Below are 16,374 nucleotides of genomic sequence, written 5' to 3'. Positions count from 1 at the left end.
GTTATCGTGTTTTTCTTCACTCGTGTTGCATACCGTCAAAACGCCTCTAGCTGGAGCAGGAAATGTTCAGATGCTTACCCCAGTCTGGCGGTAAAGCGGCCAGGTCGGCCTTATCGGGCTGCTCGGCATACGGTTGTTGCAGCGTGTGGTGCAGGCGGGCAAGCGCACTGACATCTTCTTTTTCTGCCAGATCAATCACCTGTTGGGCCAGATAATTACGCAAAATATAACGCGGATTAGCCTGTTTCATCCGTTGCTGACGCTCGGTATCATCCACACTTTCCAGCATCAGCCGTTGACGATAGGCACTGAACCACCCATCAAATGCCGCCAGGTCGATAAATACATCCCGCAGTGGGGAGTGGCTGCTGTGGCGCTCGGTTTCCGACAACAGACGAAAAATATGCGTATAATCCGCCCGCTCCCGCTTCATCAGTTGCAACAAGCCGACCAGCAGATCATTATCCTGCGCCTGCGGCGTATCAAACCCCAGTTTACCGCGCATCAGCTCGCCGAATCGCTGCATCAATGCAGGTTCATAGCCATTCAGCGCCTGCTGCAACCGCTCCACGGGCATCAACCCTGACAGCGATTGCGCCAGTCGATGCAGGTTCCATAACGCCACCGCGGGTTGGTTATCGAAGGCGTAACGCCCCTGATGATCCGAATGATTACAGATATAATCGGGCTGATAGTCGTCCATAAACCCGAATGGGCCATAATCGATAGTCAATCCGAGAATGGACATGTTGTCGGTATTCATCACACCGTGTGCGAACCCAACCGCCTGCCAGTGTGCAATCAGCCTCGCCGTTCGCTCCACCACATCACTGAACCACAGATAATAGCGATCAGCGTCCTGCTGCCACTGTGGCCAGTGACAGGCAATGACGTAATCTGCCAACTGGCGAACTTGCTCGGGTTCACGCCGGTAATAGAAATGTTCGAAATGCCCGAAACGGACATGGCTATCCGCCACCCGCAATAGCATCGCCCCACGCTCCTCCTGCTCACGCCGCACTGGATGATCACTATTGACGATGGTTAACGCACGTGTGGTGGGAATACCGAGGTGATGTAACGCTTCCGATGCCAGAAACTCGCGCACAACAGAACGCAAAACGGCCCGTCCGTCGCCCATTCGCGAATACGGGGTCAACCCGGCACCTTTGAGATGCCAGTCCTGCGTGCGGCCATCCGCCAGTTGTTGTTGCCCAAGGAGGATGCCGCGCCCATCACCCAGTTGCCCGGCCCAGACACCGAATTGATGGCCGCTGTACACCTGGGCCAACGGAGCCATACCGGGTAATTGCCGCTCACCACTCCAGATACGCTGATTATCGCCTTCAAACCAGTCGGCGGATAACCCGAGTTCCTGAGCAAGGGACGCGTTGTGATACAACAACCGCGCGCCATGCAGAGGAGTCGGCGTCAGCTCGGTATAATATCCGGGCAGTTGCTGGTGGTAATGATTATTGAATGGCAGGTCATGTGGCATAACTTCCCCCTTTTTCATCAGTGTAGAACTGCGACGGGGGAATTAACACGGAGTAACTACAGGGCTATTAGCCAGCAGGGACATACCGACAGAAACGTTACGTCGGATAGGAACATACAAGCGCGTGCATCATATAACCGGGGTCAACATAGCCATGGTGGATGCCACACCGCACTCGGCAGGGCATCCGCATGGATAGTGAACGACCGGGATAGTAGTCAACTGAGAATAGTAGTCAACCGAGGGTAGTGATCAACCGTAACAGGCTACCGGCATCAATACATTATCCAGCGCCTCTGGCGACACCGAAGGCCATAACTGCCCCTGAACGGCGTTAACATTCAGTTCAAGCGCCTTCTCAAAACCTGCGACATTATCTATCCCTTTTGCTACCACCTTTAGCGAGGGACATTGTTTTCTCATTGCCAGCAACATAGGGTTAATAATAGAAACACAAACAGGGCGCGTTAATAATTTATTAGTAAATGCCGTATCCATTTTCACACTGGAAATGACACCATCATAAAAGGGTTTCATATTCATTTTGCCGGAACCAAAATCATCCAGCCATAAATGGAACGACCGACTTAATTTCATCAGTAGAGGATTATCCCGTCCGGATGATATATCAGGAAAATTCTCATTAATTTCAAGTTGCAGGAAAGGCAGTGAGCGAAACTCCCGCCCCAGTAACGTATCCTCAACCAGAAACTCAGTCAGCGTGTGATCGATTTTCAGTACCACGGCAACCCGATGATGGATAAACCAGGGTGATTTCTCTTTGAGGATCGCGAGTTGCTCTGTGAGTAACGTCTGCTTTTGGCGGCGATTCAGCACCCCCAGTAAAATCTCCTGTGGAACGGAGAACCCGCCTGACTCGTTCTGGAAACGTCCGCTCATCTCCACTGCCAGTAACCGTGAGTCCAGGTGATAGACAGGAGAAAAGTGGTACTGACTGACATAGTCAACTGCAAGCTGGATACGCATAGTGTTATAGCCAGAGTTAAAAGATGAACCCGCCGTAACGAGCGGTCAGACAAGATGGGCACTGCCTGACCTGATCCTATTCGCTGCTATCACTCCAGAAGCATTAAAGATTATTAACAATAATATTCAGACGGGTCGATGGCATTACGTTTAATCACGAATCCATGCCTCAACACCCGTAAGAAAATATGATAAATAATCCTCGTCCTTTTCACGCGAATACCATTTGGTTACTGCCAAAACCGATATTAATTTATCGTTTGATCCTGTCGAAAAACAATCCGCTTTTCACTTTTCAGACAAAGCCCTAATACAGATTTCAAATTATTAACGCACGTTTTCCGATAACCAGACAGTCAGTGCATGTATTTCATTGTATTGTTGCGGATAATCCCCAGCCACTTGCTCACCAACCGCCAGCAGTGCTTCGGGACGGTACAATACCCCTTTCAACCGGTCGGCTAATGCCTCCAACGGGGTAGGATTCAGGCTATCGGTAAACAGCTGGCACCGACTGATGACACCACGATCCACATCAAAATGCAGTTCTACGCCACCCCAGTCAAAACGGGTATCTAGCGTATGGCTAAACTCCGGAGCCTGACCGAAATTCCATTCCCAACTACTTTGATGGGCGAACCGCTCAGCGAACCCTGGGAGATCAGGGAACGCATCCGGCGAGATAATCTCTGGCTGACACTCCGCCTGATAATGTTCGAAAAATGCCTGTATCACGGCGTTGCACACCGTTTCATGGCGAATACCCGGCAATAACTCCACCAGATTCGCCACACGTGAACGTACTGAGGCAATGCCTTTCGCCTGCAATTTCTTTTTGTCTGGATTGAGGTAATCCGCCAGACGCGACAGGTTGGCGTCAAGCAACAAGGTTCCATGATGGAATCCCCGATCAATACTTTCCCGATAGGCCGATCCAGAAATTTTCCTGACGCCATCCGCCGTCTCAATCACGAGATCATTACGGCCCGACGCCTGTGCCGTCACTCCCAGCACAGACAGCGCGCGCAAGATTATCCCTGTAGAGACACTTTTGTCGTAACCGGGTTTACCCGCCATGAAGGTGAAACAGGTATTGCCCAGGTCATGAAACACCGCGCCGCCGCCGCTACTGCGTCGGGCCAGTTTAACGCCATCCTGCTCCATCCGCCGGGTGTTACACTCTTTCCACGGATTCTGAGCCCGGCCAATCACCACCGTTTCGGCATTTCGCCACAAAAACAGCACTCGCTGTGTCGGCGGCATCTGACGAAAGATGCACTCTTCCACGGCCAGATTGAACCAAGGGTCGACAGAGTCGGAAATCAACAAACGCAGTGCGGACATGACAAGGCTCCGAAAACAGCAGGCCACCGTCAGGCGGCCGTAAATCAGATGCGGCGGGCCTGCCAGTAGGCCCGTTTCCAGTAAACGTTGTTCAGCGATGAACGCATCACACCGTGACTGGTGGAAGCATGAATAAACTGGTCATGACTGTCGTAGATGCCGACATGCAGCCCGTTTTCGCCGCTGCCGGTGCGGAAAAAGACCAGATCACCGGGCAATAAGTCACTGCGGTCAACGCGGGTGCCGATTTCAGTTTGCTCCTCGGTAGAGCGCGGCAACGTTAGACCGAATCGGTCACGGAATGTCAGATAAACAAAACCGGAACAATCAATACCATTGTGATCCAACCCGCCATAGCGATATGGCGTACCACGCCACTGCGCCAGTTGGGCGTGCAGTTGCGAGCGCACCTCGCTGGTATCACCCAAACGAGTACTCTGCGGAACATGACTGCTACACCCGGCCAGAAACAATGCCACCACTATTAGCCAGACTCTCCAGAACCTCATGCCGTTATGCTCACTGTTACCGGGGATGCCCCACAAAAACCGAATTGCGACATATTATCATTCACGCGCTGGCGTTAATCGTTCGAGAACAGAGAATTTTTCTGTCTTAACGGTACGTTACGGCGATTATCTCGCCGCTTATCCCACCGTTTATCACTCCTGCTGCGCCAGCATCCAGTGGCGCCCTTCCAGTACATAACCCGTAAAGGCGACGCCAAAAACCGACGATAGCGTTTCTGGCTGCATCACCTCGGCAGCCGCCCCCTGAGCGGCCACTTCACCGCCGGACAACAGCCAGACGCGATCGGCATGGTGCAAGGTGTGGTTCAGATCATGGCCAGACGCCACCACGGTGATACCGGCACGGCATAACTCAGCCAACAACGCATCCAACGCGACGCGCTGGGCAATATCCAGGTTGGCGACGGGCTCATCGAGCAACAATAGCCGGGCGGATGAGTTCAATGTCGGCCAGACCTGCAACAACACCGCCGCCAGTCTGACCCGTTGCCATTCACCGCCGGACAAGCGGGTCAGCGGACGACGCAGTTTATCGGCTAACGACAGCCGCTCAGCCAGCCGCTGAACCACCCTATCCACCTCATCCACTTCACCTGACGCTGGCTGGTGCAGTTGCAAGTACTGGAATACTGGCATTAACGTCGGCGCACTGTGATTCTGAGGCAAATAAGCCCGCACTCTCGCCAGCGCGCGCGCTGGCCACACTGCCATTGTCTGTCCTAACAACTGCGTTTCGCCTTCTCCCGGCTGTAGCCCGGCCATCAGTGCCAACAACGTACTCTTACCAGCCCCATTGGGGCCAATAATATGCACCAGTTCACCGCAGTGACAACCTAGCGTCACCGAGGATAACCGCCCAGTGACACTGACGTGATCAAGGCTCAGTAGGGGTTGACGCGTCACGATTACTGCGCCAGTGCCTGCTCAACAGCTTTGATGATCGCACTGTCGTCCGGCGTCATGTCTGGTGAAAAGCGTGCCACGACATCACCACGGCGGTTAATCAGGAATTTTTCAAAATTCCACAAAATATCACCAAGGTGTGCGGGGGCCTGACCCCGGCTGACACGACGCTCGTAAAACTCACTGCCTTGCGGTCGCAGCGCCTCTGGTTGAGCCTGAATCAATGCCTGATACAAGGGGTGACGACCACTGCCATTGACTTCAATCTTGCCAAACATCGGGAACTCAACGCCAAAAGTCCCACGACAGAAGGCCTGTATTTCTTCATTGCTGCCCGGCTCCTGCCCGGCGAATTCATTGGAAGGAAAACCCAGCACCGCGAACCCACGATCGCGATAGGTTTCATATAGATTCTCCAGCGCTTCATATTGCCGGGTCAGACCACACTCTGAGGCCACATTCACAACCAGCAGCACGTTATTACGCCAGTTTTCCAGTGATGTCTGGCGGCCGTCGATGGTTTGCAGGGGAATTGCGTAGATGTCATTGCTCATTGTCTATTCCTGTTGTTGTCTAACCAACCGATTGTTGTCTACCCAACGGATGTCATCGCATCGGTGGGTGTTAGTAAACCGCTTGGTGTTAGTAAACCGATGTTCTGTCGCTGGGTCATGGTGTCATGGTGTCATGGTGTCATGGTGTCATGGAGAATGACAGGCAGAATCACACCTGATGGCGCAACAGCAGCCAGATGAACCAGGGAGCCCCCAGTGTGGCGGTCACCACGCCAATCGGCAGTTCTGCCGTCGCCAGCAACGTCCGCGCCAGCGTATCCGCCAGCATCAACACGACGGCACCAGCCAGACCACACCCGGTTAATAGATAGCGCTGATCCGTCAGCCCACACAAGCGCAAAATATGCGGGATAACCAACCCGACAAACCCTATTACGCCAGCCAGCGCCACACTGATGCCGACCAACGTCCCCATCACCAGCACCAGCAGATGACGCCAGTACAATACCGCGACCCCCAACTGCCGGGCCGCCTGCTCACCCAGCGCCAGATGGTTGAGTACCTCGCCACAACGCGCCAGCCAGACCAACAGCGGCAACATCAGTAGCATTAACCCACTGTAACGCCAGTCCACACCGCTAAAACCGCCCATCATCCAGTACATCAACTGGCGCAGATCGAGACTGGTGCTGAAATAGACTGCCCAGGTCATCAATGCACTGCAAATAATGCCCAATGCAACGCCAATAAGGAGTAAACGCGCATTGGAAACGCCCGCATGGGAAAAACGCAACAGCAGCAATGTCACCAGTAATGCGCCGATGATGGCACACAGGCTGAGGCTCCAGACTGGCAATATCCCATGACCAAGCAACACCGCGATAACCAGCGCCACGCCCGCTCCATTGGAAACCCCCAGCAGTCCGGGTTCGGCTAACGGATTATCAAACACCGCCTGCATGACCGCACCGCTCATTGCCAGCCCCGCCCCCACCAGCATCACTGCCAGCATACGCGGCAACCGCAGTTGCCAGATAAAAAGTGAGGACTCCGGGTCCAGCCAGTGTGTCGGCGCAATCCAGCGCTCACCGGCACACAGGCTCACCGCCCCCCCCACGGCCAGCAAGAGCCACAACCCCAGCAAACGCTGGCGATCACGCCGCCGCTGCTGATGTTTCAGTTGGGTATAGCCTGCCGGGGTTGACTGCATGAGATAGCCTGTCATGAAGAAATCGGATAATGGCACCATAATGCGCATATCCACAGTGATATCAAGCTGATGCCGGGAAATTTCGCCAAAGAATGGAAAGCGGCCCGCAAAGCCTGCTGCCTGCCACCCGGACAGCAACCCTCTTCGGTATGGTATGAAATGTGATTATCTCATCTAATTTGATTATTTTTCGTTCTAAGAAATCTCAACTACCTTAATAGAGTGACTTTCACCACCCTGTTGCGGAGTAACGTTATGCTGGCATCCTTTCTGCGCATGCTGCATCGCGCTCGGCGCCAAAGCCAGCGTCGGGATAGCGAGCCATCCGACGCCTGCGTCGAGTGCGAATACAGCTTCTATAACCATGAGGCTAACCTGCCGTTCGACCAGCTTGAAGAGTGTCTTCGCGCCCGGCGTGACGCGCTGATGCAGGAGCATCCGCCACAGGCCGAACCAACGCCGGTCGGCACACGCCCGCGCTGGGCGGCACGGTAAGCGGATTCAGGCTGAGATTCAGCGTGCAGATAACCCGTGGCGCGCAAGCCAGCTATGGACATAGTCCACGACGACCTTGCTGGCAGGGCCATAAATGTGTTCATCGAACTGGCTTTGGATCTCACTCGGTTCCAAATTCAGTTCCACGGTATGGGCACCGTGCACCCGCGCTTCGTGTACAAACCCCGCCGCCGGATAAACATGGCCTGATGTCCCAATGGCAATGAAAACATTCGCCTCTGACAACGCATGGTAGATGTGATCCATACCCAGCGGCATTTCGCCGAACCACACCACATGCGGACGCAGCGGTGCCGGGAACTGGCAGCAATGGCAACGATCGTCGACGGATAGATCGTCTGTCCACTCAAAGACTTGCCCACTGTGGCTGCAACGCACTTTCAGCAATTCACCGTGCATGTGGATGATTCGCTTATTGCCAGCGCGTTCATGCAGGTTGTCAATATTTTGTGTGACCAGGAGAAAATGGTCGCCCAGCGCGGCTTCCAGCTCCGCCAACGCCAGATGCGCGGCATTCGGTGCAATCTCCGGCTGCTGTAGCTGCCGACGACGCATATTGTAGAAACTCTGAACCGTTTGCGGATCGCGATGATACCCTTCCGGGGTAGCGACATCCTCCACCCGATGTTCTTCCCACAACCCATCCGACGCACGGAACGTGCGAATACCGGACTCAGCAGAAATCCCTGCTCCGGTAAGTACAACAACACGTGGTTTATTCACGTTTTTGACCACCAGATAATCAAGATGAAAAATGCGGGCACACAAACGCTGATGACGCAGACGTTTTCGTTGCCGAAAACGGTGTAATCGTTGACGCGAGTGCATGTCTGCTCCTTAGCCTGTCTGTCTTACGCGTACCGCTGCCGATTTACAGCGGGCTCGCTTTATGTCCGCCCTGAGAGCGGGGTTATCCATCGCCGCATACACATCAGGACGGCAGCGACGGACTCATCAAGTGTAGCAATGCCGCGCCACGCACGCCGCCTGCATCGCCATGTCGTGCTTTCTCAATACGCGGGACGCGAGCCACTGGCAACAGACTCTCTGGCAATCGCTGCGGCAACTGGCGGTAAATTTCATCGAAATTAGACAACCCACCACCAAACACGACCAGATGCGGGTCAATCAACGTTAGCAGATTTCCCAAACACACCGCCAGCAACGCCAGATAGCGATCCACATGCGCACGCGCCTGCGGTTCCCCGGCGTAAAAGGCGCGGATAATCTCCGGTGCCGATAGCGTACGATGGTGAAAATGCGCGTACAACCATTCAAATCCACGCCCGGAAAGGTAATTTTCCACACACCCGGCACGCCCGCAGCCACAGGGTACCCGCGGAATAGACTCGCCAAGAATATCCAGCGCATCGACCGGCAGACGAAAATGCCCCAGTTCCCCGGCAACACCGTTTTTCCCGTCAACGACCCGGCCGTTCACCACCAGACCACCGCCCATGCCGGTACCGAGAATAATCCCCAGCACCACCGGGTAAGCACGAAATTCGTTGTCCCAGGCCTCTGAGAGTGCAAAGCAATTGGCATCGTTACTGAGCCGAACGTCACGTTGCAGTCGCCGACTGAGATCGGCCCGCAGCGGTCGCCCCATCGCGGCGGGCAGGTTGGCAGCGAACAAGGTGCCATCATCCGCATTTTCCATGCCCGGCACACCGATACCTACGCTTCCCTGACACCCGCTCAGCGCATCAGCCTCATGTGTTAACGCCATCAGGTCATTTAACAAACGCTCATAATCATCGCGGGAGGTCGGAATACGTTTTTGCCAGATACGCTGTAGCCCGGCGTCAAATACCGCCAGTTCTATCTTGGTGCCTCCGATGTCAAAACCGTAGTACATGGATGCTCCCTTCACGTCAGACAAAAAACAACGCCATTGCCCCAGGCAATGGCGTTTCAGATTACTGACCGCTCAATATCCGCGCCGGATCGATACGGCTGGCGCGCCGGGCCGGATACCAGCTGGCTATCAGACTCAACACCAGCGAGGTGCCTAATACGATAGCCACATCCAGCATGTGCAGCTCGGACGGCAGAAAATCGATGAAATAGATATCACCGGACAAGAAATGATGACCGGTAAGCGTTTCAAGCCCACGGATAATCGGCGTCAGTTGCAGCGTGACCACAATCCCGACCACGGTACCGACGATGCTGCCGAGCAACCCGGCCAATAACCCGTACCAGACAAAAATCGCGCGGATAAGGCCATCGCCCGCGCCCAGCGTGCGCAATACTGCGATATCGCTGCTTTTGTCCTTCACCGCCATCACCAGTGTGGAAACGATGTTGAAACAGGCCACCCCAATCACTAACACCATCGCCAGATACATAATGGTACGGATCATTTGAATATCGCGGTACATGTACCCGTAAGTGCCGATCCAACTGCGGATATACACAAAGAGATTGGTGGCTTCCCCGGCGTCATGCACCACCTTCTGTGCGGCGAACACATCCCGCACTTTGATGGCGATGCCGGTCACGCCATCGCCCAGCTCCAGATACTGCTGGGCATCCGCCAGCGGCACCAATGCCAGGCTATGATCCAACTGACCGCTCAACTGCAGGATACCTGCAACCTGAAGGCGAATACGCTTAGGTTGCAACAGCTTCATCTGCGGGTCGCTATTGGGGATCATGACCGTGACCCAATCGCCACTTTTCACACCCAGCGTATCCGCCACGCCTTTACCGATAATCACCTGTTGCGCCCCGGCATGAAAACGTGACCAGGCGTTATCCTGCACGAAGGTGGGTAACGCACTGAGCTTCAGTTCCTGTTGCGGGTCCACGCCTTTGAACTGAATCGCCTTTAGGCTGGCGCCGTTCTCCAACAGGCCGGTAAAACTGACGTAAGGCGCGGCAGCGGCAACGCCGGGCACCTGTTCGATTTTCGGCAACAACGGTTGCCAGTTGCGAAACGGCTGCTCGCCGGCTTCGATCTCGCCGTGCGGTACAACGGCCAGAATACGGTTGTTGAGTTCACGCTCGAAACCGTTCATCGCACTCAGTCCGACTATCAATACCGCGACACCCAGCGCGATGCCAAGGGTGGAAATCACCGAAATCAGCGATACCATACCGCTGCGACGACGCCCGCGGCTAAAACGCAACCCAACCAGCAGCGAAAGCGGAGGAAAGGTCATTGCGACGCCCCCATCAGGGTTAACTCCTGCTGCAACTGTCCGTCACGCATTTCCAGTTGTCGGCCGAGACGGCGGGCCAGACTCAGGTCGTGGGTGACCACCAGAAACGCCGTACCCTGACGCACGTTCAGCTCACCCAGTAACTCAAAAATGGCATCGGTAGTACGCTGGTCAAGGTTACCGGTCGGTTCGTCCGCCAGTACCAGTGACGGGTTATTCACCAGCGCGCGGGCAATCGCCACACGCTGGCGCTCACCACCGGACAATTCAGAAGAGCGGTGCTGGCTGCGCTGTGCCAGACCGACTGCCGCCAGCATGGTTTGCGCCCGTTCTTTGACCTCTTTGGGGGCCACATTGCCGATAAGCAGCGGCATTGCCACATTTTCCAACGCGGTGAAATCCGGCAGCAGATGATGAAACTGATAGATAAAACCCAGTTCGCGATTACGCAGCGCGGCTTTCGCCGCCGCTGACAGTTGATTCAACGTGTTACCCTTGAACACCACCTCACCGGAGGTCGGCGCGTCCAGCCCGCCCAGCAAATGCAACAAGGTACTTTTACCGGATCCGGAGCTACCGACAATCGCCATCATCTCGCCATTCTGCATCTCGAATGACACATCGCGCAGCACATCGGTCGACAGGTTGCCTTCCTGATAGCGTTTACACAGCTGACGGCACTGCAATAAAGGTGAATTACTCATAACGTAAAGCCTCTGCGGGATGGGTGGCGGCCGCGCGCCAGGAAGGATAAAACGTGGAAAGCAACGCCAGCAGCATGGCGACTAGCGCAATGGCGATCACCTGCAATGGCTGGATTTGTACCGGCAGCGAACCACCGTCAATCAACAGCCCCAGCATCGGTATCAGCGTATTTAACTGGCTGGCCAGCACCATACCCAGTATCGCCCCGACCAGCGCGCCCACCACACCCGCGCCGCCGCCCTGAACCATAAAGACCGCCATGATTTGCCGCCGGGTCAACCCCTGCGTTTGCAAAATGGCAACCTCACCCTGTTTCTCCATCACCAGCAAACCCAGTGAGGTAATGATATTGAACGCCGCGACAGCCACGATCAGGCTCAACAGCAGCCCCATCATGTTTTTCTCCATCCTGACCGCCTGGAACAACTCCCCTTTGCGCTCGCGCCAGTCTTTCCATACCGTTCCTGACGGCAATGTCTGCTGACTCAGCGTATCCACCGCCAGCGGCTGATCCAGCCACAACCGCCAGCCGGTGATGTTGCCAAGGGGGTAGTGCATCAGGCGCGACGCATCCTGCTGGTTCACCAACAGTTGGTAGCCATCCACTTCGCTGTGGGCATAAAACGTGCCGACCACGGTAAACAAACGCTGACTGGGCACCCGCCCCATCGGCGTCAATTGACTGGCGCTGGTGACCATCAGGCGCAGTTGATCGCCGAGTTTAACGCCAAGCTGGTTGGCCAGTTGTTCACCGAGAATCACCTGATATTGCCCTGGCTGCAGTTGCTGTAATGACGCGCCATGCGTCAGATAGTTCGCCAACGGCTCTTGTTCATCCGGGTTCACACCCAGCATCACCCCTACCGCCACGCTGCGCGCGCTTTGCAGCACCACATCGCCGGTCGTCAGCGGTGCAATGCGCCTGACGCCCGTCAGACCAGAGAGCGAAGCGGCAGACAAGGTCTGAGGGTTCAGGGAGCCTTGCGGCGTCGTGATGAGTGCCTGAGGCATCAGCCCCAGAATGCTGTTTTCCAGTTCCCGCTCAAAGCCGTTCATCACCGACAAGACGGTGACCAGCGCCATCACTCCGAGGGTAATGCCAATGGCGGACAACCAGGAAACAAACCGCCCAAAGCGGTCCGCGGCCCGCCCTCGCATATAGCGCAGGCCGATAAAAAGTGCGACAGGTTGATACATGAAATCCGTCTGGATGAGGTTGCTAAAGCAAAGTGAACAAGGATAATAAAGGGTAGTACCGCTTTATGGAACCCTAAGCCTCTCTCTTCCCGACTTTTTCTTAGTGGATATCGAGACCTGATAATCGGATGATGCCTGAACAATATCGCTATACCTTGCCTGGCAAAGCGGGCGAACAACGCCTGCTGGGTCAGCTTACCGGCGCAGCCTGCGCCGTCGAATGCGCAGAAATCGTTGAACGTCACACCGGACTGGTGGTGCTGATTACGCCAGACATGCAAAACGCTCTGCGGTTGCGCGACGAAATTCAGCAATTTACCGGCCACCCGGTCATGACGCTGCCGGATTGGGAAACGCTGCCCTATGACAGCTTCTCGCCCCATCAGGAAATTGTCTCTGCCCGTCTATCTACGCTTTACCAGCTTCCTTCGCTGACACGTGGCGTGTTGATCTTGCCGGTCAATACCCTGATGCAGAAAGTGTGCCCGCACGCGTTCCTGCACGGCCATGCGTTGATGCTGAAAAAAGGCCAGCGTCTGTCTCGTGACCAGCTACGCAGCCAACTGGAACAAGCCGGTTATCGTAGCGTCGATCAGGTGATGGAGCATGGCGAATTCGCCACCCGTGGCGCGTTGCTTGACCTGTTCCCTATGGGGAGCGAAGAGCCGTTTCGTATTGATTTCTTCGATGACGAGATAGACAGCCTGCGGCTGTTCGATGCCGATACCCAACGAACCCTGAATGAAGTCGAACAGATTCATTTGTTGCCTGCGCGGGAATTTCCTACTGATAAAAACGCCATTGAGCTATTTCGCAGCCAGTGGCGCGAGCAGTTTGAGGTCAGGCGCGACGCCGAACATATCTATCAGCAGGTAAGTAAAGGTACCCTGCCCGCCGGGATCGAATACTGGCAGCCGCTGTTTTTCAACCAGCCGCTGCCCGCGCTGTTCAGTTATCTGCCAGCCGGTACGCTGCTGGTCAATACCGGCGATATCCAGCAAGGTGCCGAACGTTTCTGGCAAGATGTTCAGCAACGTCACGACAGCCGCCGCGTCGACCCGATGCGCCCACTGTTGTCGCCGGATACACTGTGGCTACCGGTTGATGCGCTGTTCGCCGAGCTCAAGCAGTGGCCACGCGTACAACTTCGCAGCGATACCCTGCCGGACAAAGCCGCCAACTTGAATCTGGGCTACCAGTCGCTGCCGGACCTGGCGGTCCAGCATCAGAATAAATCGCCGTTGGATGCGCTGCGCCGTTTCGTGGAGCAGTTTAACGGGCAGGTGGTGTTTTCCGTAGAGAGCGAAGGCCGCCGGGAAACCTTGCAAGAGTTACTGTCTCGCATCAAGTTATCGCCAACGCCGGTAAAACGCCTTGAACAGCTGGCATCCCCAGGGTGTTACCTGATGGTAGGGGCCAGCGAACACGGCTTTATTGACACCCTGCGCCAGCGCGCGCTGATCTGCGAAAGCGATCTGCTGGGTGAGCGCGTCAGTCGTCGGCGTCAGGACAGCCGCCGTACCATCAATACCGATACGTTGATTCGCAATCTGGCGGAACTGCGCCCGGGTCAACCGGTGGTGCACCTTGAGCACGGTGTCGGCCGTTACGCCGGGCTAACCACACTGGAAGCGGGCGGTATCAAGGCGGAATACCTGATCCTACACTACGCCGGTGAAGACAAACTGTACGTGCCGGTCTCCTCGTTGCACCTGATCAGCCGCTACGCCGGTGGCGCGGAAGAAAGCGCGCCACTACACAAACTGGGTGGGGACGCCTGGACGCGAGCACGGCAGAAGGCGGCGGAGAAAGTACGTGACGTGGCCGCCGAACTGTTGGATGTGTATGCCCAGCGCGCGGCTCACACCGGCTTCGCGTTCAAACACGATCGCGAGCAGTACCAATTGTTCTGTCAGGGCTTTCCGTTTGATACCACCCCGGATCAGGCGCAGGCCATCAACGCCGTGCTGAGCGACATGTGCCGCCCGCTGGCGATGGACCGGCTGGTGTGCGGCGATGTCGGCTTCGGCAAAACCGAGGTGGCAATGCGCGCCGCGTTTCTGGCAGTGGAAAACCATAAACAGGTGGCGGTACTGGTGCCGACCACCTTGCTGGCGCAGCAGCACTTCGACAATTTCCGTGACCGTTTCGCCAACTGGCCGGTGCGCATTGAAATGCTGTCGCGCTTTCGCAGCCAGAAAGAGCAGACGCAGGTGCTGGAACAAACCCAGGAAGGCAAAGTGGATATCCTGATCGGTACCCACAAATTATTGCAAAGCGATGTCCGCTGGCGGGATTTGGGGTTATTGATCGTCGATGAAGAACACCGCTTCGGCGTGCGCCACAAAGAGCGCATTAAAGCGATGCGTGCCAATGTGGATATCCTCACCCTTACCGCCACGCCGATTCCTCGAACCCTGAATATGGCAATGAGCGGCATCCGTGATTTGTCGATCATCGCCACACCGCCCGCTCGCCGTCTGGCGGTGAAAACCTTCGTGCGTGAGTACGACAATCTGGTGGTGCGCGAGGCAATGCTGCGTGAAATTCTGCGCGGCGGGCAGGTGTACTACCTCTACAACGACGTGGAAAACATCGAAAAAGCCGCCCAGCGACTCAGCGAACTGGTGCCGGAAGCGCGTATCGCCATCGGTCATGGGCAGATGCGCGAACGCGACCTGGAACGGGTGATGAACGATTTTCATCATCAGCGTTTCAATGTGCTGGTGTGTACCACCATCATTGAAACCGGGATCGACATCCCCAGTGCCAATACCATCATCATTGAGCGCGCCGACCATTTCGGCCTGGCACAGTTGCATCAGTTACGTGGCCGCGTTGGTCGTTCACACCATCAGGCTTACGCTTACCTGCTGACCCCCAATCCTAAAGCGATGAGCAGTGATGCCCACAAGCGACTGGAGGCTATCGCGTCACTGGAAGATTTGGGTGCCGGTTTTGCTCTTGCCACCCACGACCTGGAAATCCGCGGTGCAGGGGAATTGCTGGGTGAAGACCAGAGCGGCCAGATGGAAAGCGTCGGTTTCTCGCTGTACATGGAGTTGCTGGAAAGCGCAGTAGAATCACTCAAAGCGGGACGAGAACCGTCGCTCGACGACCTGCTCAGCAGCCAGACCGACGTAGAGTTGCGCCTGCCCGCACTGTTACCGGACGATTTCATTCCTGACGTCAATACCCGTTTGTCGTTCTATAAACGCATCGCCAGCGCCAAAAACGATAACGAACTGGATGATCTGAAAGCGGAACTGATCGACCGTTTCGGTACCTTGCCGGACGCCGCCCGCCACTTGCTACAGGTCGCGGCATTGCGCCAGCAGGCGCAGGCGCTCGGCATCAAACGCATTGAAGGCAATGACAAAGGCGGGTTCATCGAATTCAGCCAGCACAATCGCGTCGACCCGACGCATCTTATCGGCCTGTTACAGCGTGACCCGAAAGTGTATCGACTGGATGGCCCGACCCGGTTGAAATTCATTAACGATCTGGGCGGATACCCGAAACGACTGACGTTTATCACCCAACTACTGGAGGAGATGGCGCAGCATACGTGCGCGGCCTGATGATGTTTCTATACCCTAAATATTCGGGTTGCAGCACAAAACGCATTGCGTGTTGAACAGCGCAATGCGTTTGCCTGTAGGGCGACGCCCATTGATAGGCCGGGTAAGGAAGCCAACGCACCTGCTGCGTGAAGTATGAAGGGTATAAATGACTTGATAACTTTTCTGAACTAATTGCTGTGGCCCGACTAAAATCAAAGGAATAATCGCCGATATATATC

General features: G+C 55.5%; 14 protein-coding genes. 2 read left to right on the top strand and 12 right to left on the bottom strand.

Translation table 11 applies throughout. The features are described 5' to 3' along the window. Window positions 1-46: 46 nt before the first annotated feature. From FGI04_RS05910 to btuC, 7 genes are all read right to left on the bottom strand, one after another. The gene (locus tag FGI04_RS05910; RefSeq protein ID WP_407336419.1) at window positions 47-1,498 is read right to left on the bottom strand and encodes a protein adenylyltransferase SelO; all 1,452 of its coding nucleotides are present in this window, start codon (window positions 1,496-1,498) and stop codon (window positions 47-49) included. Between the two features lie 252 nt (window positions 1,499-1,750). After that, window positions 1,751-2,485, bottom strand: a complete 735-nt coding sequence (locus tag FGI04_RS05905; protein WP_342701160.1) for an EAL domain-containing protein — start codon at window positions 2,483-2,485, stop codon at window positions 1,751-1,753. A 327-nt stretch (window positions 2,486-2,812) separates the two neighbouring features. Beyond that, window positions 2,813-3,829 carry a lipoate--protein ligase gene (gene lplA, locus FGI04_RS05900; protein WP_407336418.1) on the bottom strand — a complete coding sequence of 339 codons (1,017 nt, stop codon included), beginning with the start codon at window positions 3,827-3,829 and terminating at the stop codon, window positions 2,813-2,815. A 44-nt stretch (window positions 3,830-3,873) separates the two neighbouring features. After that, window positions 3,874-4,338, bottom strand: coding sequence for an NlpC/P60 family protein (locus FGI04_RS05895; protein WP_342701162.1), 465 nt, complete (start codon window positions 4,336-4,338; stop codon window positions 3,874-3,876). A 153-nt stretch (window positions 4,339-4,491) separates the two neighbouring features. Next, window positions 4,492-5,262: a vitamin B12 ABC transporter ATP-binding protein BtuD gene (btuD, locus tag FGI04_RS05890; protein WP_407273274.1), complete on the bottom strand. Its 771-nt coding sequence runs from the start codon at window positions 5,260-5,262 to the stop codon at window positions 4,492-4,494. 2 nt (window positions 5,263-5,264) lie between these two features. Continuing rightward, window positions 5,265-5,816, bottom strand: a complete 552-nt coding sequence (locus FGI04_RS05885) for a glutathione peroxidase (protein WP_342701164.1) — start codon at window positions 5,814-5,816, stop codon at window positions 5,265-5,267. Between the two features lie 169 nt (window positions 5,817-5,985). Continuing rightward, on the bottom strand, window positions 5,986-6,987 hold the full coding sequence (gene btuC, locus FGI04_RS05880; protein WP_342701308.1) for a vitamin B12 ABC transporter permease BtuC: 1,002 nt from the start codon (window positions 6,985-6,987) through the stop codon (window positions 5,986-5,988). Between the two features lie 255 nt (window positions 6,988-7,242). Here btuC and FGI04_RS05875 point away from each other — a divergent pair, with 255 nt between their 5' ends. Further along, a complete protein-coding gene (locus FGI04_RS05875; protein WP_407336417.1) occupies window positions 7,243-7,482 on the top strand; it encodes a hypothetical protein in 240 nt (79 codons plus the stop codon). A gap of 18 nt (window positions 7,483-7,500) precedes the next feature. Here FGI04_RS05875 and cobB read toward each other — a convergent pair whose 3' ends face one another. The 5 genes from cobB to lolC all read right to left on the bottom strand — a co-directional run bounded on the left by cobB (window position 7,501) and on the right by lolC (window position 12,572). After that, window positions 7,501-8,331, bottom strand: coding sequence for a Sir2 family NAD+-dependent deacetylase (gene cobB / locus FGI04_RS05870; protein WP_342701166.1), 831 nt, complete (start codon window positions 8,329-8,331; stop codon window positions 7,501-7,503). 103 nt (window positions 8,332-8,434) lie between these two features. After that, window positions 8,435-9,361 (bottom strand): N-acetylglucosamine kinase, encoded by a 927-nt coding sequence (gene nagK / locus FGI04_RS05865; RefSeq protein ID WP_342701167.1) that lies wholly within the window; start codon window positions 9,359-9,361, stop codon window positions 8,435-8,437. A 61-nt stretch (window positions 9,362-9,422) separates the two neighbouring features. After that, complete coding sequence (lolE, locus tag FGI04_RS05860) at window positions 9,423-10,670, bottom strand: lipoprotein-releasing ABC transporter permease subunit LolE (protein ID WP_407273273.1); 1,248 nt, start codon at window positions 10,668-10,670, stop codon at window positions 9,423-9,425. Then, window positions 10,667-11,374, bottom strand: a complete 708-nt coding sequence (lolD, locus tag FGI04_RS05855; RefSeq protein ID WP_342701169.1) for a lipoprotein-releasing ABC transporter ATP-binding protein LolD — start codon at window positions 11,372-11,374, stop codon at window positions 10,667-10,669. Before lolD ends, lolE begins: the two co-directional genes overlap by 4 nt. Then, a complete protein-coding gene (gene lolC, locus FGI04_RS05850) occupies window positions 11,367-12,572 on the bottom strand; it encodes a lipoprotein-releasing ABC transporter permease subunit LolC (protein WP_407273272.1) in 1,206 nt (401 codons plus the stop codon). The genes lolD and lolC overlap by 8 nt, the downstream gene beginning before the upstream one ends. A gap of 128 nt (window positions 12,573-12,700) precedes the next feature. On the opposite strand from lolC, the gene mfd reads away from it, so the two are divergent. Continuing rightward, window positions 12,701-16,153, top strand: coding sequence for a transcription-repair coupling factor (gene mfd / locus FGI04_RS05845; protein WP_342701171.1), 3,453 nt, complete (start codon window positions 12,701-12,703; stop codon window positions 16,151-16,153). Window positions 16,154-16,374: the final 221 nt, after the last annotated feature.

It is taken from the genome of Dickeya ananatis (assembly GCF_019464615.1).
Taxonomy (GTDB): Bacteria; Pseudomonadota; Gammaproteobacteria; order Enterobacterales; family Enterobacteriaceae; genus Dickeya; species Dickeya oryzae.
The sequence above is the reverse complement of the archived record's forward strand: the minus strand, read 5'-3'. Positions and strand labels throughout refer to the sequence as shown.